This window comes from Winogradskyella psychrotolerans, from assembly GCF_018860545.1.
GTDB lineage: Bacteria > Bacteroidota > Bacteroidia > Flavobacteriales > Flavobacteriaceae > Winogradskyella > Winogradskyella psychrotolerans_A.
Window position 1 is genome coordinate 1 of record NZ_JAHKPN010000010.1, and the last position, 22,458, is coordinate 22,458.

At 32.7% G+C, this 22,458-nt stretch carries 17 protein-coding genes and 1 other RNA gene; 12 read left to right on the plus strand and 6 right to left on the minus strand.

The window, feature by feature from the left end; all coding sequences use genetic code 11:
- Positions 1-195: 195 nt before the first annotated feature.
- The gene (locus KO515_RS03060) at positions 196-1,632 is read right to left on the minus strand and encodes an ATP-dependent DNA helicase (protein WP_215934916.1); all 1,437 of its coding nucleotides are present in this window, start codon (positions 1,630-1,632) and stop codon (positions 196-198) included.
- Between the two features lie 154 nt (positions 1,633-1,786).
- Here KO515_RS03060 and KO515_RS03065 point away from each other — a divergent pair, with 154 nt between their 5' ends.
- The 3 genes from KO515_RS03065 to rsmD are packed head-to-tail and all read left to right on the plus strand — an operon-like array spanning position 1,787 to position 3,868.
- Positions 1,787-2,512 carry a hypothetical protein gene (locus KO515_RS03065; RefSeq protein ID WP_215934917.1) on the plus strand — a complete coding sequence of 242 codons (726 nt, stop codon included), beginning with the start codon at positions 1,787-1,789 and terminating at the stop codon, positions 2,510-2,512.
- A gap of 1 nt (position 2,513) precedes the next feature.
- The gene (locus KO515_RS03070) at positions 2,514-3,320 is read left to right on the plus strand and encodes a DUF3822 family protein (RefSeq protein WP_215934918.1); all 807 of its coding nucleotides are present in this window, start codon (positions 2,514-2,516) and stop codon (positions 3,318-3,320) included.
- Complete coding sequence (rsmD, locus tag KO515_RS03075; protein WP_215934919.1) at positions 3,320-3,868, plus strand: 16S rRNA (guanine(966)-N(2))-methyltransferase RsmD; 549 nt, start codon at positions 3,320-3,322, stop codon at positions 3,866-3,868. Before KO515_RS03070 ends, rsmD begins: the two co-directional genes overlap by 1 nt.
- 59 nt (positions 3,869-3,927) lie before the next feature.
- On the opposite strand, the gene rnpB is transcribed toward rsmD, so the two are convergent.
- Positions 3,928-4,263, minus strand: an RNA gene (gene rnpB / locus KO515_RS03080) — RNase P RNA component class A.
- A gap of 101 nt (positions 4,264-4,364) precedes the next feature.
- Between rnpB and dnaX the strand changes: the two genes are divergently transcribed.
- Genes dnaX through KO515_RS03105 form a run of 5 tightly spaced genes read left to right on the plus strand, consistent with a single transcriptional unit; the run spans position 4,365 to position 9,059 of the window.
- Positions 4,365-6,092 (plus strand): DNA polymerase III subunit gamma/tau, encoded by a 1,728-nt coding sequence (dnaX, locus tag KO515_RS03085; protein WP_215934920.1) that lies wholly within the window; start codon positions 4,365-4,367, stop codon positions 6,090-6,092.
- 29 nt (positions 6,093-6,121) lie between these two features.
- A complete protein-coding gene (locus KO515_RS03090) occupies positions 6,122-6,292 on the plus strand; it encodes a hypothetical protein (RefSeq protein WP_215934921.1) in 171 nt (56 codons plus the stop codon).
- A gap of 24 nt (positions 6,293-6,316) precedes the next feature.
- Positions 6,317-6,901, plus strand: coding sequence for a hypothetical protein (locus KO515_RS03095; protein ID WP_215934922.1), 585 nt, complete (start codon positions 6,317-6,319; stop codon positions 6,899-6,901).
- Between the two features lie 2 nt (positions 6,902-6,903).
- Positions 6,904-7,485, plus strand: coding sequence for a tRNA-(ms[2]io[6]A)-hydroxylase (locus KO515_RS03100; protein ID WP_215934923.1), 582 nt, complete (start codon positions 6,904-6,906; stop codon positions 7,483-7,485).
- A 35-nt stretch (positions 7,486-7,520) separates the two neighbouring features.
- A complete protein-coding gene (locus tag KO515_RS03105; RefSeq protein WP_215934924.1) occupies positions 7,521-9,059 on the plus strand; it encodes an META domain-containing protein in 1,539 nt (512 codons plus the stop codon).
- Positions 9,060-9,107: 48 nt separating this feature from the next.
- Here KO515_RS03105 and KO515_RS03110 read toward each other — a convergent pair whose 3' ends face one another.
- The 4 genes from KO515_RS03110 to KO515_RS03125 form a co-directional block, all read right to left on the minus strand.
- Entirely contained in the window at positions 9,108-9,638 is a 531-nt protein-coding gene (locus KO515_RS03110; protein WP_215934925.1) for a porin family protein, read from the minus strand.
- A 104-nt stretch (positions 9,639-9,742) separates the two neighbouring features.
- The gene (locus KO515_RS03115; RefSeq protein WP_215934926.1) at positions 9,743-10,648 is read right to left on the minus strand and encodes a Ppx/GppA phosphatase family protein; all 906 of its coding nucleotides are present in this window, start codon (positions 10,646-10,648) and stop codon (positions 9,743-9,745) included.
- 5 nt (positions 10,649-10,653) lie between these two features.
- Positions 10,654-12,708 (minus strand): polyphosphate kinase 1, encoded by a 2,055-nt coding sequence (ppk1, locus tag KO515_RS03120; protein ID WP_215934927.1) that lies wholly within the window; start codon positions 12,706-12,708, stop codon positions 10,654-10,656.
- The gene (locus KO515_RS03125; RefSeq protein ID WP_215934928.1) at positions 12,705-13,193 is read right to left on the minus strand and encodes a SixA phosphatase family protein; all 489 of its coding nucleotides are present in this window, start codon (positions 13,191-13,193) and stop codon (positions 12,705-12,707) included. The genes ppk1 and KO515_RS03125 overlap by 4 nt, the downstream gene beginning before the upstream one ends.
- 316 nt (positions 13,194-13,509) lie before the next feature.
- Here KO515_RS03125 and KO515_RS03130 point away from each other — a divergent pair, with 316 nt between their 5' ends.
- From KO515_RS03130 to KO515_RS03145, 4 genes are read left to right on the plus strand one after another with little or no spacing between them, the layout of a single operon-like run.
- Positions 13,510-13,773 carry a hypothetical protein gene (locus KO515_RS03130; protein WP_215934929.1) on the plus strand — a complete coding sequence of 88 codons (264 nt, stop codon included), beginning with the start codon at positions 13,510-13,512 and terminating at the stop codon, positions 13,771-13,773.
- 25 nt (positions 13,774-13,798) lie between these two features.
- Complete coding sequence (locus KO515_RS03135; protein WP_215934930.1) at positions 13,799-19,507, plus strand: DUF6923 family protein; 5,709 nt, start codon at positions 13,799-13,801, stop codon at positions 19,505-19,507.
- A gap of 15 nt (positions 19,508-19,522) precedes the next feature.
- Positions 19,523-20,458, plus strand: coding sequence for a PorP/SprF family type IX secretion system membrane protein (locus KO515_RS03140; protein ID WP_215934931.1), 936 nt, complete (start codon positions 19,523-19,525; stop codon positions 20,456-20,458).
- A gap of 12 nt (positions 20,459-20,470) precedes the next feature.
- The gene (locus tag KO515_RS03145) at positions 20,471-22,390 is read left to right on the plus strand and encodes an OmpA family protein (RefSeq protein WP_215934932.1); all 1,920 of its coding nucleotides are present in this window, start codon (positions 20,471-20,473) and stop codon (positions 22,388-22,390) included.
- The last annotated feature ends 68 nt before the right edge of the window (positions 22,391-22,458 follow it).

Below are 22,458 nucleotides of genomic sequence, written 5' to 3' on the forward strand. Positions count from 1 at the left end.
TTGGTTAGATTGGTTAGATTGGTTAGATTGGTTAGATTGGTTAGATTGGTTAGATTGGTTAGATTGGTTAGATTGGTTAGATTGGTTAGATTGGTTAGATTGGTTAGATTGGTTAGATTGGTTAGATTGGTTAGATTGGTTAGATTGGTTAGATTGGTTAGATTGTTAGATTTTTAGATTGTTAGATTTAATAAATTAATCTTTCTCTACAAACATTTCATCTTTAAAACCAATAAGATATAGCTTTTCCTTCGCTCTAGTAATTGCTGTATACAACCAACGAATATAATCTTTATCCATACCATTTGGCAAATACGGTTGTTCTACGAAAATAGTATTCCATTGTCCACCTTGCGATTTATGACAGGTAATGGCATAAGAAAACTTCACTTGTAGTGCATTGAAAAACTTATTATTCTTAACTCCTAAAAAGCGTTTATATTTAGAAGGCTCTTCTTCATAATCTTTTGATACTTCTTGATATAATCTATTGGACTCTTCATAACTTAATGAAGCACTTTCAACAGCTATAGTATCTAAAAGTAAAACAGTTTCAAACGGCTTCATGTTAGGGTAATCGACCATTCTCAATTTCACTTCGGCAAATTTAAAACCGTACAATTCTTTGATACTAAAAATCTCTAAGACTTCAATGATATCGCCATTCGCAATAAATCCAGCTTCGCTCGTAGGTTTTAGCCAAAAATAATTATTCTTTACGACCATTAAATAATCACCAGCCGACAATTCAGATTCATTAAACAAAATACGTTGTCTAATTTGTTGGTTGTAAGCATTCGCACGCTTGTTACTCCTCACAATAATGGCTGTTTCCTCATAACCATCTGCACTATACGCATCATTAATAGCATCCATAATTTCATAGCCATCAATTAAACGGACACTATCCGCAAATCCATTTAAATCAAATTTAAAACTGTCATAAAAATTAGACTCCAAAACCGCTCTTAGCTCTGTTGCGTTACTTAAGATACCTGAATCTTGTTCTTGTCGCACCACTTCATCCAACTCAATCCCCACAACATCCTTATTATAATTTAAGCTAAGCCTATTTTCATCTAAGGCCGGACTTAAATCAGATTTCACAGGCGGTAGCTGTGCCTTATCTCCAATTAAAAGCAATTTACAGTCATGACCAGAATACACATATCGCATTAAGTCATCCAACAACGAACTACTATCAAATGATTTGGAATCTGGAGGTGTATCAGAAATCATTGAAGCTTCATCTACAATAAAAATAGTATTGCGATGCTTATTAGGTTGCATTACAAAATTAACACCACCTCCTTTATCCTTTTTAGGGAAATAGATTTTTTTGTGAATGGTAAAAGCCTCTTTTTTAGAGTAATTTGAAATCACCTTAGCAGCACGACCTGTAGGCGCCAGTAAAACAGCACTTTTTTTGGCTTGCCATAAATTAGAAACAATCGTACCTATAATACTTGTTTTTCCAGTTCCAGCGTATCCTTTTAATAAGTAAATAGAATTTTTATTATGGTCAAAAATAAACTGGGATAACTGCATTAACACCATATCTTGCTTAGAAGTTGGTGCAAATGGAAATTTGGATTTTATCAGCGAATAGAATGCAGAAGCATTAGAAATCATATAGAAAATAAATATATAGCAAGATACTATTATTCTGTATTTTTAAAGCCCATATCTCATTTAGTTCGATATTTTTATTTTTTTTAATTTAGATAGTTTTAACGTACAAAAAAAAATTGTAGATTTGCGATAGACCTAATAAATAAAAACTAATATGAACATTATTATAGCAATTGTAGTTATTATAATTTTAACCATTGGAATTGTATGGTTAATCGACAAATTTGTACCAAAAAAAATAAAACCAGTAATAAATATCTTACTTTGGGTCTTAATTATTTTCCTAGGATACATGACTTATATGTCAGTATATAGAGAAATTGAATTTAACCAATTGAAAAAAGAACGTTTTGCTGTGGTTATCGATCGCTTAATTGATGTTAGAGATGCGGAATTAGCTTATAAAGATGTTAACGGAACTTATACTGATAGTTTCGAAAAATTAATCAACTTCGTTGAAACTGGAAAAGTGCCAATTACACAAAGACGTGATACTTTAGTTTTAGATGAAGAAAAAACAAAGTTATTTGGTGGTGTTGAAACCATGAAAACATTAACTTTAATTGATACGTTAAGTTTTTACTCAGTTAAAGATTCATTATTTAAAGGCAGTGACCGTTATAAAACGATGATGAATGTAGGTGTTGGTAAAGAAGGTGCTAAATTTAAATTGCAAGCGGGTAAGTTAGACGAATTTTCTGTATTTGAAGCAAGTGTAGATAAATCTGTTATTTTACATGACCAAGAACCATATTTAGTAGAAAAAGAAAATCAGGTGGTATCTGTTGATGGTGTTAACGGACCAACATTAAAAGTTGGATCTATGACGGAAGTATTCACTAAAGGAAACTGGCCAAAAAGCTACACAAATAAAGAATAGTTTGAAAATAAACGATATTAAAGAACTGTCCATTCAAATTAATTTGAATGGGCTTTCTTTTTGTATTCTAAATAGAACTCAAAATACGATTGAGTTTCTCAAAACAATTCCGTTTGAACACAAATCGACACCTGCAGAAGTTCTCAATAGTTTAAAAGCAGAACTGAGTAGTAACACGGTTTTTTCAGAAGATTTTGATGCTGTTTTAGTGATTCATCAAAATGAATTAGCCACGTTAGTTCCCAAAGAACTTTATAATGCCGAGCATAAAGCAGACTATTTAAAATTCAATTCAAAAATACTTCGTAACGATTTTATTACTGAAGACGAAATTGTAGTAAATCAAAGCGTGAATGTTTATGTTCCCTATGTAAACATCAACAATTACATCTTTGATACCTTTGGTGAATTTGTTTACAAACACGCTTCAAGTGTCCTTATCAATTCGCATTTACAACATGATGAAAACAAAGAAGAAGCAATCGTTTATATCAATATTAATAAAAGCACGGTTGAAGTCTTAGTGCTAGAAAAAAACAAACTTCAACTATTTAATGTTTTTGAATACTACAGTAAAGAAGATTTTATCTATTACATTTTATTTGTGTTTGAACAATTAAAGCTCGATGTAGAGACCACCACAATTGAATTAAGTGGTGCCATTGAGAAAGATGATGACCTCTACAATATTCTATACACCTATATTAGACATGTAAATTTTATAGATAAAGTTTATAAATTTTCAATTTCAGCCGGAATAGATAGACGCTATTTACACAAACATTTTTTAATCTTAAATTCATTTTAATGCGTATTATATCCGGATTATTTAAAGGCAGACGTATTACAGCGCCTAAAAAATTACCTGTTAGACCAACAACAGATATGGCCAAGGAAGCGCTATTCAACATCTTAAATAATCAATATTATTTTGATGATATTTCGGTATTAGATTTATTTTCAGGAACAGGGAATATCAGTTATGAATTCGCATCACGAGGTACAGAAGAGATTACGGCTGTAGACGAAAATTTTGGTTGTATCAAATTTATAAATGAAACTGCTGAAGCTTTTGAAATGACTATCAGTACGGTAAAAAGTGATGTTTTTAAATTTTTAGAAAAATCGAAGCAAAAACACACTATCATTTTTGCAGACCCACCTTATGATTTTGAATTAGAGGCCTTTTCTAAAATTCCAGAATTAGTTTTTAAAAATGAACTTTTAGAGGACGAAGGAGTGTTAGTTGTAGAGCATTCAAAACATACCGATTTAAGTCAACTAGACCATTACTCACACTCTAAAAGTTATGGTGGCAATATGTTTAGTTTTTTTGATTATTCAGCCAAAAGCTAATTCAACTCAAAACATAATACAAAAAAAACAAAGCTTCATATATAAACATGAAGCTTGTTTGTTTAAGCTGATCTATAAGCCGAATTCTGTACATTTTCTTTTTAAGAAATGAATTCCTTACAAAAAAAAGCCCTTATCATTTATCTACGTTTACTGTTACCAGCAAACTTTAGCTGCCTACCCTCTAACAATCGCGCGTGCACGCTCAAACGTTAGTATACATGACATTGCACCACATAGAGTTTACCTGGTTTCACTACAGCATTACCTGTACATACTTTCTGTTGCACTTTTCCTCACCTTACGATGGATGGCTGTTAACCACTATGATTGCACTATGGTGTTCGGACTTTCCTACCCTAAATAAATTTAGAATCGATAAGGCGATCTGCTTGCCGCAAAAGTACATAAATTGTTAATAACTCATATTAAATTCTGATACTAACAATCGCCAATTTAAAGGTTATTCTTAAATTTGTAATTCAGTAAATTTTTAATGGAACACTTTGTAGTATCGGCTCGTAAATACAGACCACAAACCTTTAAGGATGTTGTAGGTCAGCAGGCTATTACCAATACATTACTCAATGCCATTGAAAACAACCACTTAGCCCAAGCTTTATTATTTACAGGACCACGAGGAGTTGGAAAAACCACTTGTGCTCGTATTTTGTCTAAAATGATAAATAGTGATGGCAATACAAGTGAAGACGAAGATTTTGCGTTTAATATTTTTGAATTGGATGCCGCTTCTAACAACTCCGTTGATGATATTAGAAGTTTAACGGATCAAGTCCGAATTCCACCCCAAGTTGGAAAATACAAAGTCTATATTATTGATGAGGTACATATGTTATCTCAAGCCGCTTTTAATGCCTTTTTAAAGACTTTAGAAGAGCCACCAAAGCATTGTATTTTCATTTTAGCAACGACTGAAAAACATAAAATCATACCAACCATATTATCGCGTTGTCAAATTTTTGATTTTAAACGTATAACGGTTTCTGATGCTAAAGAATACTTAAAATATATTGCCAAAGAGCAAGGTATAAATGCTGAAGACGATGCGCTTCATATTATTGCGCAAAAAGCAGATGGAGCCATGCGAGATGCTCTATCTATTTTTGATCGTGTGGTTAGTTTTTCGGGTAAAAACCTAACAAGACAAGCCGTTACAGAGAACCTAAACGTTCTAGATTACGAAACGTATATTACAAGTACCGATTTAATTTTAGAGAATAAGATTCCAGACTTACTCATACAATTTAATACCATTATTTCTAAAGGCTTTGATGGCCATCATTATATTGCAGGTTTAGCCTCTCATTTTAGAGATTTAATGGTTTGTAAGAATCCTGCAACCATTCCTTTATTAGAAGTTGGCGAGGATACTAGTCTAAAATACATGGAACAATCCAAGAAAACAACGCATAGTTTTCTAATGGAAGGCATTCGACTTGCCAATGACTGTGATCTTAAATATAAGACGAGTAAAAATCAACGTTTACTTGTTGAGTTAACACTTATGCAACTTGCCTCTATCACTTTTGATGGAGAAAAAAAAAATCTTAAGCACTTCATAATTCCACCTTCGTATTTTAAAGCAAGAGGTATTACTCCTATTCCTGTTACAAAACCGAAGATTGACGTCGAAAAACCTAATGAACAAACTACAGTTGCCAAAGAAAAAGTAGCGCCGAAAGCAGCAATTTCTGTCGTAAAGGAACCTGTTAGTATTCCAAAAATATCTATAAATCAACCTAAAAAGTCAACCTCTGGTTTATCCCTAAGAAGTATTAGAGAAAAGAAAGAGCATCAATTACGCCAAATGGATGTGGTAATTGATGAAGACAACCTACCTAAAGAACCTGTAACTCAAGAGGCCTTAACCGAAGCCTGGAAAGATTACACTAAATCCATGGATCAGAAAGGTGAAAAAATCATGGCTTCTATTTTACAAATGGATATGCCAAAATTAGAAGGCACCACCATATATTTAACCTATTCAAACAATACTAATAAGATAGAATTAGAACGTGCTGAGTTTCCTTTAATGGCTTTTTTAAAGAAAAAATTACTTAATTACGATCTTAAATTAGACATAACCGTAAACGAAGAAATCGCAAAAAAATACGCTTTCACACCATTAGAAAAATACGAAAAACTAAAAGATAAAAACCCTAATATTGAGGTGTTGCGACAGATGTTTGGGTTAGATGTTTAAGCAACAATCAGTTTCAAAATTTGGAACGCATGAAAAAAAACTTACCTTTAATAGTTATTATTGCAAGCGCTATTTTAATTGTTGTCAATTTTATATTCTCAGAGAAATTTGACCGTGGGTTTTGGATGTCAACACTATCTAGTGTTTTGATTATTATATCCATGGTATTAACTATTAGAGAACGAAAAAAGAACGATTAATAAGGTGGCTTAAAATTCAAACAGATGAAACATTTATTAGCACTTTTTATTATAATTATTATCGCATTTACAAGCTGCGAAGGTCGAAAAACACAAAGCCAAGCCTTATCTGAAAGTATTGCCGAATTCAAAAAAACAGCAACTTTTGAAACCAATATTTATATCCCTGAAAATTACTTAGAACACCAAGTAGACACCTTGATGAGCAATGGTTTTAGAGTAAAAATAAAAACCTATTCTGATATGTCTAGCGACGTTTTATTTTCGAAAATAAAAGACACGATTAATTACCAAACCCATTACAGAAATTTTAAGTTTGATATTCGTGTTGAAAAAGAAGGCCAATTAATTTTTGAAGAAAGCTATGATAAACACAAAGCAAATAAACTCTTTGGTTATCGCGATGACTTCGTATCAGACTCTCCTTTTTATAATTTTGATAAATTGGCCATCTTACAATCTATACAAGTAGATGATGAACCTTCACCAAAAAACAAAGTACTTATAGATGTAATGTATGCGATACCAGAAACTAATCGCACTGCGCTACACACGTTATTTGTTAACGATAACGGCACTATTAATATGGTACATGTAACACAAAACTAATTATGTTAGGACTAAAATTACCAACCGATCCGAGATGGGTAAATATCGTTGAAAAGAATATTGAAGATATCCTAACCGATCATGCCTATTGTGAGCAAAAAGCAGCAAGTACGGCTATTTCCTTAATTGTGGGTTTCCCAGAATACACGGAGTTGGTACAAGAAATGATAGCTTTAGTAGAGGAAGAAATGAGCCATTTTAAAATGGTACACGATAGGATTTTAGAAAACGGTTGGACACTTGGTAGAGATCGTAAAGATGACTATGTACTTGCGCTTATAAAATTTTTTCCAAAAGGTGGCAGTAGAACGACACAATTGGTTCACAGATTACTATATGCAGCATTAATTGAAGCACGAAGTTGTGAGCGTTTTAGATTATTATCTGAAGAATTAGAAGATAAAAAATTAGCCAAATTTTACCGTAAACTGATGATTAGCGAGGCTGGCCATTACACCATGTTTTTAAATTTTGCACGAAAATATGGTGACAGAGCAGAAGTTGACCATAAATGGGAACAACTTCTTGACTATGAAGCTAGTATTATGAAAAACTTAGGAGATAAGGAAACTATCCATGGATAATTTTTGTAAGTTTACTAAACTTACGACTATATCTTATGAAAAAAATCTACTTAGGATTTATTTTCTTATCATCAATTTGCTATTCTCAAGATGACCTTTTATTAGGCGAATGGACCATGAATTCATTCTTTGAATTTGATGTCTTTTATGAGAACCCTTCCAATCCAATTACAATAGAAATTAATAGTAATAGTATAACGATTCAAAGTTATTGCGGTAACACCTATCTCGATTTATATACAACATCTACCGCAGAAAACACTATAGAAATTACTGAAGCAAATTGGGACATCTTTAGTTGTAGTGAAGACAACGTCGGTTGGGAAACAGCTATTAGTCTTCTTTTCAATATTAACGATGGCGAACCAAAAGATTTAACTTACAGTATTACAGATGATGGCACCACAACTTATTTAGAACTTAGTCATATTTTTTTTACGGATGATGATACACCTGTAGGTGTAACTGGCTACTTTACAAAAATCAATACTTCTAATGAGGAAATAGTTGATAATTGGTATTTAAAATCTGTTACAACAAACAATGGCTCTACATATTACAATGTGTATAATAACTTACCTATAACATTTACTAACGAAATTTATTACGAAAATTATTTAGGGTTCACTGGATCATCAGCTTGTAATTCATTTGGTGGCGAGTATATACTAACCGATAACGAGATTACAATTATTGAAACTACTCATACACTCTTAGATTGCTATAATCAACCAAATGGTATTTTTGACGATTTATATTTATCAGTTTTAACTAATAATTACACCTATCCAAGTGTTCATTCCTACGAAATATCTGGCAGTGGAGATGAACAAACGCTGACACTTAGTAACTCTAATGGAGATTCAATAGTGTACCAGAAAACAGAAACTAATGCTATATTAAATAGAACGTGGTATTTACAGACCGTTTCTGATAATGACACTACGTATAGTGCCCAGTCTACTGAATCACCTAGTATTACAATAGGATTAGAAGCAGACCCTTTTTTTGATAACATTTCATTTAATGGTACAGGAGTCTGTAATACATTTAATGGTGATTATTATATTTATCAAGGTGATGGTGATGAAATTAATATTGATAGCTTTACTCCAACTACCAATATTTGCGAACCATCTAGTGACTTTGAGAATGCTTATTTTTCAATACTTAGTGATGAATCTGTAAACACCTTTGGTTTTGAAATCATCAATAATGGTGAGAACTTAATTCTTACTAGTATTACCGATGATGAAGGTCGCTCTGCTAATGACAATAGCAAGGTTTTAAGTTTTAGCAAGGAAGCACTTTCAGTAAATGATTTTGATTATAATGCCAATTCAATTCGCATTGTAAAGAATCCTGTTGAAGACCAAATATTGTTAAACTTTGATGATAATTTATCATTTCAAAATTTAAAATATACCATATTCAATTTAGAAGGAAAACTGATTTTTACATCAGAACTCACTACAACAAACATAGAGGTACACCACTTATTATCTGGCCTTTATTTTATAAATTTTAGTGACAGCAACAACACATTAACCACCTTAAAATTTGTAAAAAAATAAAGCCTCAACATCTGTTAAGGCTTATATTTTATTCGAAGTAATTTCGTTTTATAATTTGATTCCAAAACCAAATTGAATCACATGGTTTTTAGCTTCAATATCTGTTAAATCTTCATCTAAGATATTGGTAATTCCATAATAATATCTTGCATCCAAGAACAACTCATCAGTAATCATATACTCTACACCTGCAACACCAGAGAACACAAATGTTGAGAAGGCGTCTTCATATTCCCATGTTTTTAAAGCAACCTGAGGACCAACACCCAACAACAGATCATCTGATATTGAAAATCTAAGTAGGATTGGTAATTTTAGATAATCTGCTCTAAGATTTCTTTCTTTACCTCCTTCAGCTGACCATTGCAGTTCTGTTAATAATGACAAATTATCTGATAAATTAAAATCAACAAAACCAGCAAAGGCAAAACCATTTCTGTGTTTATTTTCAAAATTAGCATCAGGATCAAAGTCTAGATTAGACACATTTAAGGCACCTCTTACACCGTATAGAATATCTTGGGACATTACTATGGAAGTGAAAGAAATGAATACTAAGGCAAATAAATATTTTTTCATAATTATAGATTTGAGATTACGAAGATAAATTAAATTATAATTTCGTATCAATTATTTGGTCTACATAACGAAAAATCGGACAAATGGACTATTATTTATTAAAATTACACTTCAACACTCGACACTGTTTCATAATACATACTTTTAATAATACCATCCGATAGTCCTATTTTAGGTACATATATATCTTTTGCACCACTCCATTTCATTGCAGATAAGTATATTCGGGTGGCAGGAATAATAACGTCTGCCCTATCTTGATTTAAGTTTAATTTTGTAATACGCTCTTCGTAAGAATAATTTTGAAGCATTTTGTAATAGCTCGTTAAATAGAAATATGTTAACGGTTTGCCGACATCCTTACCTGAAATTTTGAAAATCTTATTGATGTTTCCACCAGAACCTATCAATTCTATTTTCTCGTATTGTTTAGTGTTTTCTTTAATCCAGTTTTCTAACTCTCTCCATGTTTCATTCTTCACAATATCGTTTAGTAACCTCACCGTTCCAATTTTAAACGATCTCGACATTTTTTTATCTCCATTATGTATGATAGAAAACTCTGTACTTCCACCACCAACATCGACATAAAGATACGTTTTATTAGGATTGATAAAGGATTGCAAATCGGTTGCAGCAATTATTGCCGCTTCTTCTTCACCATCAATAGTTTCGATATTAATACCGCAAGTTTCAAATATTTTTTCTGATAAAGGAGCACTATTATTAGCTTCTCTCATCGCAGACGTCGCACAAGCTTTATAGCGAGATACTCCATGAGACTTAATAATGAGACTAAAGGCCATCATAGTATCTAACATTCGTTCTTGATTATATTTTGATATCTTTCCTTTTAGAAATACATCTGCACCTAACCTAATAGGCACACGAACTAATGAGTTTTTTTTAAAGATTGTAGGTTCATCATCTTGTTCTATAATATTTGAAATTAATAACCTTACGGCATTAGATCCAATATCAATAGCTGCAAACTTCTGTATCTTCAGCATAATTATTATCTTTCTAATTTATTTAAGTAATACTTATAGGTATCAAATTGAGCTCTTACTTTAGGATTATCGTTTCTTCGATAAGAATTATCCTGAATTTCGTTTATGACACGTGCTTTTACATTATCATTCCAACAAATATCATATAAATGTTGCAACTCAACTTTAATATCTTCATCATATATTGGACAGCTCACTTCTACCCTATTATCTATATTTCTAGTCATCCAATCTGCAGAGGAAATATAAATTTTTGGATTATTTTCATTCGAAAAAATATACAGACGCGTATGTTCTAAAAACTTATCGATGATACTAATAACCTCAATATTTTCGCTCATGCCTTTAACTCCTGGCACTAAACAACACAACCCTCTAACAATCATTTGAATCTTTACACCAGCTCTACTTGCTTCATATAATTTATCAATCATTTTATAGCTACTTATACTATTCATTTTAAGTTTAATATAAGCTGGCTTTCCTTTTTCTGCACTTTCTATTTCTTTATCTATTAATGCAAATATCTTAGACTTCGTGTAGTGAGGTGATGTAATAATGTGTTTATACCTATTAACTTGATAATTGACTTCAAAAAAGTCGAAAACCTTATTTACTTCTTTTAAGATTTTTGCATTTGCAGTCATTAAGGTAAAATCTGTGTAAATTTTTGCTGTAGACTCGTTAAAATTCCCAGTACTTATAAAACCATATCTCACTAATTTATCATTTTCTTCGCGCTCTATAACACACATTTTACAATGAACCTTTAAACCTGTAACACCAAAGAGCATTTTAATACCTTCATCTTGCATTTGTTCAGCATAATTAATATTTGCTGCTTCATCAAAACGTGCTCTCAGTTCTATGGAAACGGTTACTTTTTTACCGTTTTTAGCCGCATTAATTAAGGAACTGGCTACATGAGAAATTTGAGCCAATCTATAAATCGTAATTTTAATGGTTTTCACTTTAGGGTCCAATGCAGCTTCCCTTAAAAACTTAACGATATAAGAAAAGGTATGATAAGGAGTATACACCATATAATCCTTTTTAGCAATGGTCTTAAAAATACTCTCTTCTAAACTGAGTCCATTTACAGGAAGTGGTTTAATTTTATCATAAAGTAAGTCCGTTCTTCCTAAACTAGGAAAACTCATATAATCTCTCCGGTTATGATATCTGCCACCAGGAATTATACTCTCTTTTTCATCAATAGACATATGCTTAAGAAGGAAACTTAAGGTTTCTTGATCGATATTCATATCGTAAACAAAACGTACTGGTTTTCCACTTTGTCGGTCTTTAACACTTTCTGAAAGCTTATCTATAAAACTTTTACTTAAATCACTATCAAAATCTAACTCACCGTCTCTTGTAATCTTAATCATATGAGCACTAATACTCTCATATGTAAAAATGCTAAATATATCGTCTAAACAATACCGCAAAATATCATCTACCATGATAATATAGTTAGCACCATTTTTACTCGGCAGTACAACGAAACGATCCATTGTAGAAGAAATCTCTATTAATGCCACCTGATTCTTACCATCTGAGCTGGTCATTTTCACTGTTAAATAAGCGGAAATATCCATGAGTTCTGGTAGTGCGACATCTTCATTAAGCATTATTACAACTAATGCCGGACTTAACTCTTGGTAGAAATAATTCTTGATAAAATCATGATAAGTTTCGTCAATTTTAGTTTCATTAATAATATATATATTTTCATTCTGAAGCTCTAAATCGATCTCTTCTAAAATCTCTAAACTGTAATTCTGTTGGGTAATTACAATCTGCGTTATCTCCTCTAATAAGTCGCCTGCTCTAATACCACCTAATTCTGATTTGCCACCTTTTCCTGCTTCATAAATTCGTTTTACAGTGGCATATCTAACTTTAAAAAACTCATCTAAATTATTAGAAAAAATACCTAAAAAACGTAACCTCTCAATGAGAGGAACATCCATATCTGCCGCCTCTTGCAAAACACGCTCATTAAACTTTAACCAACTTAACTCTCTATTTATATAAGTGTTTTTGTCTTTTGTCATTCTTTCAAATCCTTTGGGATTATAATAAATTCTGTTTGTCCTTTATTTAGATCTTTCCAATCTTCAATATCAAAAGTAAGTTTTACTAAACCACTTGTAGGAAGATTATCTATAAATCTATCCCCAAATATATTAGAAATTGATGTGAAAGCATGATTGTGACCAAAAATCATAACCTTATTTAATTCATTTGGTAATGTTTTCATAAAGTTAATCACATTTCGGCCATCAAAATCGTATAAATCTTCAATGATAATTATTTCTTTTTCATTGATTTCTAGAATTTTTGCAAAAATTTTACTTGTATTTAAGGCCCTTGTTGCCGGACTCGAAAAAATTACATTTGGAGTATTCCCTTTAGATAATAACTCCTGTGCTACTAACATAGAATCATCCTTTCCCCTTTGTTTTAAAGGTCTATAATAGTCCGTTACATCGAACTCCCAAGACGATTTACCATGTCTTATCAGTAAAATTTCCTTCATATAATATCGATTAAATGCATTTTTTTTCGGTAAATGGTTGCATATGTCCGTTTTGACGAGTATATTGCCGCTTCAACTTGAATATTTGATTATCAATTGAGTTATAAGTTATTTTGTTCAGTAAAATTAATGTAAAAGACCCCAAATTAAAAATATATTAATAAATCCATGTTTTAGTATTTCGATACTAAAAATCCCTCCCTCTAAATATTTTAATTATTCAATTAAACAGACATGATTGTTGTTTAATGAGCTATTGATGTATTTCATTAATAAAAAAATAAAACATCGCTAAGCGAATTTAAAATTTGTTAATATGAAAATAATTTTACCTAAAATGTATGTTACTTCAGGATTTTCATCATCAAGTAAGTTTGACTGCAGGCTGACCCCTGAACGTTGTACGAGTACTGAGCAGGAAATAGCGACTGATGGTTTTAATTCATCAATAGTTAAGGCATTAGAAGTCAATAATTGTTTAAATAATAATCACTCTATTATAAAGAAGGATTTACAACCATATATTTACCAAACTTTTTCAACCTATATAACTCAAAATCATATTTTAAAGCAATCATAACCTGATTAACTTAAAAAAGCTTAAGATGAAACATTTATACAATCCCAAATCGAAAACACCTAGAACGTCTCTAACGAGATTGGTGCTTATCATGACTTTAGTTCTGGTTAACTTTTACTCTTTTGGTCAAACTATTTTGCCAACGAATAAAAAAGGACTAAAAATTCAGACTCAAGTGCCGTCAGAGATTTACAGTTCAACAAATGAAGCTTTTAAGCTTCACAAGCCTTCAAATTATACAGAATTACAAAAAGCAAACATTGGTGAAGCCAATGCTCCTTTTAGTTGTGATGATGGTTTTGGATACATTTTAACAAATGTTTCAAGTTCTAACGGTAACGTTACGGGCTTATATTCTTTTGATTTATCTACAAATGCACTAAGTGTAATTAAGGATCCTATAATTGCTGAAACAAATACGTCTCAGTTTATTAATGCCATTGGATACAATGTTATTGATAATTTCTTATATGGAATATTACAAGGCAGCAGTAAGGTTGTTAAAATTGATAGCAATGGGGATATAGAATTATTGGATATTACAGGTTTTACAGGAAGCAATTATGCATCCGGTGATATCGATGAGAATGGAATTTTATATTTATTTGGAAGCAGCAAATTTGTAGCTATTGACTTAAACCCATCAAGTCCAGATTACTTAGTAGCCAATACTGTTTTACAACATTCTAATTCTGTTAATGATATGGCCTTTAGCCCTGTTAACAATAAATTATATATGTTGACAAGTTCAGGTTCGCGATCACTATATGAATTTGACCCTGTTACGAATACCATTACTAATTTAGGAAGTGTTTCAGGATTACAATCTGAATCTACTAATTCATTTGGTACCGCTTACATGGATGCTTTAGGTAACATGTATGTTGCAAATAATTCTTCAGGTAATACTTATAAAATTGCAACACCTCACTTAGGAGGTACAACAGCTACTTTCTACAGTAATTTACCGGGAGTAAGTCCAGGTGATGGCGCACGTTGTCCTTCTCAACCTACTAAACCAATTGCTATTGCAGATAGTGTTTGTATCACGTCAGGAACTACAACTATTACACTTAATGTAGCTGATAATGATTCTGAAGGCACTTACGCTATTGACTCAAATTCCGTACAACTCATTGACCCTGATACGTCGTTACCATCTAGTAGCGTCACCATTTCTGGTCAAGGTACATTTACATTGGGATCTAATGGAGAAGTGACATTTCAAGCATTAGCTAGTTTTACAGGTGCTTCTATTGAATATACGATTCTTGATGTTATAGGTTTTACTTCGACACCAGGAGTTATAACTATAAATTTAAATGATACTGAAGCTCCATCGGGTTCAGCAACACAAGAATTTTGTGAAAGTGAAAATGCAACTGTAGCTGATTTAGTAGCTTCAGGAAATGATATTATATGGTACGCCAATCAAACTAGTGATAACGCATTAGATTTAGATACTGTTTTAAATAATGGTGACACTTATTATGCTTCTCAAACAAGCACTGCTGGTTGTGAAAGTACAGAAAGATTAGCGGTTACCGTTAATTTTAGTAGTGAAATTGCTTTAGTATCACCTGAAGAAACAAGCTGTACCGTTGTTCATGGAACCGAATACATAATTGAAGCCACATTTACAGGTACTGCTCCTTTTTCAGCTTCTGGTGATGGCCAATCTGGAACATTTACAGATAATGGTGATGGTACTACAACTTGGGTTTCGGCCCCTATTGAAAGTGTTGTTGAAATTTACAATGTAACTATTCAAGATAAATGTAGTTCTATAGCATTAACAGGACCTTCTCCTGCAGAATGTTTAAATACCCCTTTTGATTGTGACGATGGTTTTGCTTATATAATCGTTAATGACAGAGATAGTAATAATGATTATGTTTCTGGTTTATATTCTTACGATTTGGCAACACATGCGCAAACTTTAATTAAAGCACCTTTAATTTCAGACCCATCTGAATCTCAATTTGTTAACGGTATTGGTTATAATATTTTAGACAATAATATTTATGGTATTCAACAAAACACGAATAATATCGTAAAAATTGATGCATCTGCCAATGTAGAGTTCCTTCCAATTGTTGGACCATTTACAGTCGGAGATTACAGTTCTGGTGATATCAATGCAAATGGTATTCTGTTTTTATATGGTGAAAACAAATTCATTTCTATAGATTTGAATCCAACGAGTCCAAACTATTTAACATCATCAACATTATTAAACTATAACGTTAACATTAATGATATCGTAGTTAGCCCTGTGGATGGAAACATCTATATGGTAACGAGTACAACGAATAGAAAATTACTTCGTTTTAATACAACTACTAACACTATAGATGACCTTGGTATAGTTACTGGTTTAAGCTCAGAAACAACTAACGCTTTTGGAACGGCTTACATGGATGCACTTGGCAACATGTACATTGCAAACAATATTTCTGGAAACATTTATAGAATAGCGTTACCACATACCGGAAATTTAGTAGCTACACTTCATGGTGAATTAATTGATATAGAACCTGGTGACGGAGCACGTTGTCCTTCTCAATTAATTATTCCTATGGCAAATGATGACTCTATTTGTGTAACTTCTGATGAGATCGATGCACCGATAGAAATTAGTGTTTTAGATAATGACTCTGCAGGAACTTATGAAATTGATGTTACAAGCGTACAATTTGTAGACCCGGTATCATCTTCACTTACAACTACAGTTACAATTCCTGGTGAAGGTACATTTACAGTTAGTAATTCTGGTGTTGTAACATTTGAAGCAGAACCTGGATTCTCAGGAACCTCTGTAGACTACATAATTACAGATATAATTGGTACACCATCAATGGTAGCTACTATAACTATTAATTTAAATACGCTTGATGCACCTACGGGAAATACAAATCAAGAATTTTGCGAATCAAGTGCTCCTACTATTGCTAACTTAAATGCTACAGGTGAAACTATACAATGGTATGCAAGTGAAGAAGAAACAACTCCAATAGATGCATCTGAAGCTTTAATAGACGGAAATACTTATTATGCAACTCAAACGTCTTCTGAAGGCTGTGAGAGTTTAGAACGCTTAGCTGTAACAGTCGTATTGAATGCAGATATAACATTACAAACTGTTGAAGAAACGATATGTTCTGATGATAATACAACATATACCATTGTGGCAACATTTACAGGTTCAGCTCCTTTTACTGCTAGTGGAATTGGGCAACCTGGCACATGGGTAGATAATAACGATGACACTTTCACTTGGACATCTGATGCTATTTCGGCGAACCAAACTTATACTGTTGATATTCAAGACACCAATTCTTGTAATACCGTTACACTATCAGGTGAAGCTGCAATCTGTTGTGAGTTTATTGTGAGCTGTCCTACGTTCCAAGAAACTACGGTATCATGTTATGGAGAAATACCTTCTCAGACAACATATACTATTGATGAATTTGAAGCTTTAGGTAATGCCGATGGAATCATTGGTGACGATGCTTGTGGTATAATCATTATTACAGCTCAAAACAGCATAAACCAAAATACATGTAATCAAACTATTACACGCGTATATACAATTACTTCGTATGAGGACACCAATGGAAATGGCATCCTTGACACTAATGAAACTACTGTTTTAAATAGTACAGAATGTGCACAATCTATTTCTGTAATTGATGACGTTGTTCCAACCTTCACAGTTCCAGAAGATATTACAGTAGAGTGTGATTACGATTCTACAGACCTTAATATAACTGGTTTTGTAAATGATGAAGCTGATAACTGTTCTACTGAACTTAAAGCGACATTTACGGATATTATTACAGATGGAACTTGTCCTAGTTCTTATGTTATTTCTAGAACGTGGTCTTTAACTGACGATTGTGATAACACAACAACACAAGTGCAAACCATTACCGTTCAAGACACTACGGCTCCAACTTTTACTGGACCTGCCGATATTACTATTGAATGCGATGTTGATGCCACGGACCTTTCTATAACAGGTAATGTTACTGACGAAGCCGATAATTGTACGGTTGATCTTGAAGCAATTTATTCAGATACTATAGAAGACGGAACATGTCCTGGAGCATCTATTATTACAAGAACATGGACTTTAGCTGACGCTTGTGATAATACAACCACATTTATTCAAACGATAACAGTTCAAGATACTACGGCACCAACATTCACTGGTCCTGAAGATATCACTATAGAATGTGATGTAGATATTACTGACGTCTCAATTACAGGTGATGTTACTGATGAAGCGGATAATTGCGCTGTTGATCTTGATGCCATATATACAGATAGCATTGAAGATAGTACTTGTCCTGGTGCTTCTGTAATTACAAGAACATGGACATTAACTGATGATTGTGATAATACAACCACATTTATTCAAACGATAACAATTCAAGATACTACGGCACCAACATTTTCAGTGCCTGCAGATATCACTATAGAATGTGATGAAGATATTACAGACATTACCATTACAGGAGATGTTACGGACGAAGCAGATAATTGTGCAGTGGATTTAGAAGCTACTTATTCAGATAGTGTATCAGACGGAACGTGCCCAAGCTCATCTGTTATTACAAGAACATGGTCTTTAACCGATGACTGTGATAACACAACAACATTTGTACAAACTATAACCATTCAAGATAGTACAGCGCCTTCTTTTAATGAAACATTACCTGAGGATTTAGAAGTAGAATGTGATGCTGTACCAGAAGCAGTAACGTTAACTGCAACGGATAACTGTGGAACCGCAGACGTTACATTTTCTGAGGACATTACTAATGGTTCTTGTATGGGAGAATACATCATTGAGCGTACTTGGACAGCAACAGACGACTGTGGTAACGATGCTATACATACACAAATTATTAGTGTGCAAGATAATACCGCACCAACATCAGTTACGGCTTTTGAAGAAACGGTAAATGTTTTATGTGATAATATACCGGAAGTACCAAGCTTAGTTTTTGAAGATTCTTGCTCTAACGATATTGATGTGAGTTTCAGTGAAGAATCGACACAAACAAATAACTCAGAAGATTATAATATCATTAGAACTTGGACGGTTACTGATGATTGTGGTAACGAGGCGGTATTTACACAAACTATTGCAGTAGAATTAACAAATACAATGCAGGCTACAGATATCAACCTTTGTATAGAAGATTCTGAAATTGATTTATTCGATTTATTATCTGGTGACTTCGACACTAATGGAACGTGGAGTGTAGTTTCTGGTAATGCTACTGTGAATGGCAGTTTATTTGACCCAGCTTCTGCAGACGTTGGCGAGTACACATTTATGTATTCTATCGCCGATGCTTCTTGTCCTGCCGATATCGAAGTTAATGTTACTTTAGATGATGATTGTGTTGTATTAGCATGTGGTGAAGATGATGTCGTAATATCTAAGGCAGTTACCGCTAACGGTGATGCTCACAATGAATTTTTTACAATTACAGGAATAGAAGATTGTGGATTTGTAATTGAGCTTCAAATATTTAATCGTTGGGGTGCAGAGATCTATAAATCTAACAATTATTTAAATGATTGGGGTGGTGAATCACACAGGTCTTCTGTTGGAAGTTCTGGAAAAGTCCCAACTGGTACATATTATTACATTATTAACCTAAAAAATAGTGGATTAGAGCCAATTGCTGGTCCTATCTACGTAGCTACAAATTAACAAAAAACTTAACCAATGAAGTTATCAAAAATTATAAGTATTGCGATACTATTTTTGAGTGTTTCTACAGCTTTTGCTCAGCAGTTACCTCAATTTACGCAGTATATGTTTAACACTATCTCTATTAATCCGGCATACGCAGGAAGTAGAGAAACACTAAGTGTCGTAGGTTTACATAGAAGTCAATGGGTTGGTTTAGATGGTGGACCAGAAACACAAACGCTATCTATTCATTCTCCATTACGTAACGAGAACATGGGTTTAGGAATTTCCTTTATTAATGATAAGCTCGGTTATGAAAATTTCTCATATCTCTACGCTGATTATTCTTATACTATTAAAGCAAGTGAAACTGTAAAATTAGCATTTGGTATTAAAGGAGGGCTTACACATTACAGCTTAGATGAAGAGTTATTAACTGATCCTTCAATTGTAACTGATCAATTTTTTAATGATGTATCTAATCGTTGGAGTCCAAATTTTGGTGCTGGTTTATATTTACATTCCACGCGTTGGTATCTTGGTCTTTCTGCACCAAGAATATTAAATACTGATTACAATAATGGTGAAAGTGGCTCTGTTGATTATGTCGCTTTAGAACGAATTAGTTATTATGCTACTGGTGGATACGTTTTCGATTTAAGTGAAAACACAAAATTAAAACCATCTGTATTATTAAAAGCTACTAATGGCGCACCTTTATCTTTCGATATGTCAGCAAACTTTCTATTCTATGATAAACTGTGGCTAGGAGGAGCTTATCGTGTCAACGAAAATGCAGCAGCCATTGGTGGTATAGCTGATTTTCAAGTATCAAAACAATTAAGAATTGGTTATGCTTATGAGTATCCAATTTCAGACTTAAGACCTTACACTAGTGGTACTCACGAAGTATTATTAATGTTTGAAGTCTTTAAAAGCAAACGTATTAAATCGCCTAGATATTTCTAAAAAGATCCAATTATGAAGACCAAAATATTAGCGTTCGTTATAGTTTTAAGTACTACATTCTCTTTTGCCCAAACAAAATTGGCAGATAAATTTTTTGAGAATTATGGCTATGTAAAAGCCATTGAATTGTATGAAAAAGCTGTTGAAAAAGGAACAAATAGCGCCCATGTATTAACACGCTTAGGTGATGCTTATTACAATAATTCTGATTCAGAAAAAGCTGCATATTGGTATGAGAAAGCCTTAGCTGAACACAGTGACATTGAAGCTGAGTATATTTATAAATATATTCAATCGTTAAGAAGTATTGGAAATTACGAAGAAGCCGATATATGGTTTAAAAAACTTAGTGCGGCTCAAAACGGAGATAGTAGACTTAAAGGTTATGATCCTGATGAAGTTGATATTTTTGATAAATTAACTTCAAAGAATAACGACCTTATTGTTCACATTGAAAATTTACCTTTCAATACTGAAAATTCTGATTTCGGATCTTATATGTATAATAATACGCTTTATTTCGCTTCATCAAGTAGTAGTGACAGCAAAGTTTATAATTGGAATAAAGAACCTTTCTTAGATATTTTTCAAATAGAAGTTACAAATGAAGATGATGGCTCTCAGTCTTATGGAGACGCGTCTACAATTAATGCAGACGATTTAAATACAGACTATCACGAAGCTTCCATTGCTATAACTAACGATGGAGAAACCATGTATTTCACTAGAGATAATACAACAAAACGTAATCGATTAAAATACGATAAAGAAGGAACAACACATCTGAAAATTTATAAAGCTACTTTAGTAGATAATCAATGGAATAATGTTGAAGAGTTACCTTTTAATGATGATTTATATTCTACGGGGCACCCAGCATTGAGTCCGGATAACAAAACCTTATTCTTTGTATCAGATAGAGACGGTGGCTTAGGACAAACCGATATTTATTCAGTAGCTATCAATGAAGATGGTACTTACGGTGAACCTGAAAATTTAGGAGATGAAATCAATACTGAAGGTAGAGAGATGTTTCCATTTGTAAGTAACGATAACACCCTCTACTTCTCTTCTGATGGTCATTTAAATTTAGGCCTTTTAGACATTTTTCAATCTAACATTCTACAAGGAGATGCTACAAAAGCTCCAATTAATATTGGTGCACCTTTTAATAGTGGTTATGATGACTTTGCTTATTTTATTAATAGTGAAACACAAAAAGGTTATTTCTCTTCTAACCGATTAGGAGGTAAAGGAAGTGATGACATATATAGCTATACCGTAACTGAATGTCACCAGCAAATTGCAGGTGTTGCGAGAGAATCAAGAACAGATATTATCTTAAGTGGAGTTACAGTTCAACTTATTGACGAAACTGGTAAAATATTAGAAGAAGTAATAACTGCAGAAGATGGAACTTATACTTTTGATGTAGAATGCGGTAAAACCTATACCATATTAGGGTCTAAGTCGGACTATGTAGATGATAAAGGCACTATTACGACATCTAATGAAAATGAAAAGGTGAATTCATTAGATTTATCATTGCGACCATTAATTAAGGAAGATCAGATTGTGATCAATCCAATATTCTTTGATTTTGACAAATCTAACATACGAACAGATGCGCAATATGAATTAGAGAACATCGTTGATGTGTTACGCAAGCATCCAGAAATGATTATTAAAATAGAATCACATACCGATAGTAGAGGTCGTGATAAATATAATTTAAAGTTATCTGATCGACGTGCAAAATCTACAAGAGACTACCTTTTATCAAGAGACATAAGTCCTGAAAGAATTGAAAGCGCCATTGGTTATGGTGAAACACAACTTTTAAATGATTGTGGAAATAATTCTGACTGTTCAGAGGAAGAGCATCAGTTAAATAGACGTTCATACTTCTATATAATTGATAAAGATAGATAGTCAATACAATTTTAATTATTGAAAAAGAGTAAGCTTATATAAGTTTACTCTTTTTTTTTGTGCAAAAA

What these genes read in the sequence shown, in the direction of transcription:
- KO515_RS03060 (WP_215934916.1), bottom strand. Translation starts at nt 1,632, where the DNA reads ATGATTTCTAATGCTTCTGCATTCTATTCGCTGATAAAATCCAAATTT.
- KO515_RS03065 (WP_215934917.1), top strand. Translation starts at nt 1,787, where the DNA reads ATGAACATTATTATAGCAATTGTAGTTATTATAATTTTAACCATTGGA.
- rsmD (WP_215934919.1), top strand. Translation starts at nt 3,320, where the DNA reads ATGCGTATTATATCCGGATTATTTAAAGGCAGACGTATTACAGCGCCT.
- dnaX (WP_215934920.1), top strand. Translation starts at nt 4,365, where the DNA reads ATGGAACACTTTGTAGTATCGGCTCGTAAATACAGACCACAAACCTTT.
- KO515_RS03090 (WP_215934921.1), top strand. Translation starts at nt 6,122, where the DNA reads ATGAAAAAAAACTTACCTTTAATAGTTATTATTGCAAGCGCTATTTTA.
- KO515_RS03095 (WP_215934922.1), top strand. Translation starts at nt 6,317, where the DNA reads ATGAAACATTTATTAGCACTTTTTATTATAATTATTATCGCATTTACA.
- KO515_RS03100 (WP_215934923.1), top strand. Translation starts at nt 6,904, where the DNA reads ATGTTAGGACTAAAATTACCAACCGATCCGAGATGGGTAAATATCGTT.
- KO515_RS03105 (WP_215934924.1), top strand. Translation starts at nt 7,521, where the DNA reads ATGAAAAAAATCTACTTAGGATTTATTTTCTTATCATCAATTTGCTAT.
- KO515_RS03110 (WP_215934925.1), bottom strand. Translation starts at nt 9,638, where the DNA reads ATGAAAAAATATTTATTTGCCTTAGTATTCATTTCTTTCACTTCCATA.
- KO515_RS03115 (WP_215934926.1), bottom strand. Translation starts at nt 10,648, where the DNA reads ATGCTGAAGATACAGAAGTTTGCAGCTATTGATATTGGATCTAATGCC.
- ppk1 (WP_215934927.1), bottom strand. Translation starts at nt 12,708, where the DNA reads ATGACAAAAGACAAAAACACTTATATAAATAGAGAGTTAAGTTGGTTA.
- KO515_RS03125 (WP_215934928.1), bottom strand. Translation starts at nt 13,193, where the DNA reads ATGAAGGAAATTTTACTGATAAGACATGGTAAATCGTCTTGGGAGTTC.
- KO515_RS03130 (WP_215934929.1), top strand. Translation starts at nt 13,510, where the DNA reads ATGAAAATAATTTTACCTAAAATGTATGTTACTTCAGGATTTTCATCA.
- KO515_RS03135 (WP_215934930.1), top strand. Translation starts at nt 13,799, where the DNA reads ATGAAACATTTATACAATCCCAAATCGAAAACACCTAGAACGTCTCTA.
- KO515_RS03140 (WP_215934931.1), top strand. Translation starts at nt 19,523, where the DNA reads ATGAAGTTATCAAAAATTATAAGTATTGCGATACTATTTTTGAGTGTT.
- KO515_RS03145 (WP_215934932.1), top strand. Translation starts at nt 20,471, where the DNA reads ATGAAGACCAAAATATTAGCGTTCGTTATAGTTTTAAGTACTACATTC.